The organism is Streptomyces sp. NPDC001781 (assembly GCF_053596035.1).
Genome location: NZ_JBSFFI010000115.1, coordinates 1 through 1022, shown reverse-complemented (window position 1 = coordinate 1022; position 1022 = coordinate 1). Strand labels below are relative to the sequence as shown.

The following is a 1022-nucleotide window of genomic DNA, read 5'->3' as shown; positions in this document are numbered from 1 at the left end:
AGCTGACGATGCTGTCGGTGCGGGCGGAGGTGCTGTCGCGGCGGGCCCGCGGCGAGCGCTGGGAGTCGGACTTCGACGAGCTGTCCGAGACGGCGCGGCGGGCCCATCTGCTGCTCAACGAGATCGTCGTGCGCCGCGGCAGCGGGGGCGGCACGCCGACCCCCGGCCTCGACGCGCTGCCCCGGCTCGCCGAGGAGAGCGCGGCGGCCGGCAACGAGGTCTCCGTCGACGTGGACGCCGCCGCCCGCGCCCAGTCCCCGCTGCGCCAGGCCGCGGTCTACCGCGTCGTCCAGGAGTGCCTGACGAACGCCGCGAAGCACGCCCCGGGCCGCCCGGTGACCGTCACGGTCGCGGTCGCGGCCAACCGCCTCCACGTCACGGTCGCCAACCCGCTGCCGACGGACGCCCCGACGACCGCCCCGGTCTCCGCGGGCACCGGCACGGCCGGCATGGCGGAACGCGTCCTGTCCCTGGGCGGCACGTTCGAAGCGGGCCCGACGGACCACGCCACGTACGAGGTGGCGGCGGCCTTCCCGGCAAGGACGTAGACGCAGGCCTACGCCGCGAGCATCCGCTGCAACCCGTCGAAGTCGTCGACGCACTTCCCGCAGCCCAGCGCCACGCTGTCCAGCGGGTCGTCCGCGACGAACACCGGGATCCCCGTGCCGGAGGCGATCCGCAGATCGAGCCCCGGCAGCAGCGCGCCCCCGCCGGTCAGGACGATCCCGTGCTCCATCACGTCCCCCGACAGCTCCGGAGGACACTCCTCCAGCGTCGCCTTCACCGCGGCGATGACCGCCTCCACGGGCTCGTCGAGCGCGGCCCGCACCTCGCGCACCGTCAGCTCGACCGTCTTCGGCAGGCCCGCCACCTTCTCGCGCCCCCGCACGGTGAACGCCCGCATCTCGAACGCCTCCTCACCGGGCACCGGCCACGCCGAGCCGATCGCGACCTTGATGTCCTCGGCCGTGCGCTCGCCGATCAGCAGCCCGTGCTCCTTGCGCACGTAGTCCGTGATCGCC

At 74.8% G+C, this 1022-nt stretch carries 2 protein-coding genes; one reads left to right on the top strand and one right to left on the bottom strand.

The features are described 5' to 3' along the window. Positions 1 to 548, top strand: a 548-nt coding sequence (locus ACWCV3_RS29090) for a sensor histidine kinase (protein ID WP_451230397.1), incomplete at its 5' end; no start/stop codon positions are given. Between the two features lie 8 nt (positions 549 to 556). On the opposite strand, the gene ACWCV3_RS29085 is transcribed toward ACWCV3_RS29090, so the two are convergent. Beyond that, the coding region (locus ACWCV3_RS29085; RefSeq protein ID WP_451230394.1) for a rod shape-determining protein at positions 557 to 1022 on the bottom strand (466 nt) is incomplete at its 5' end.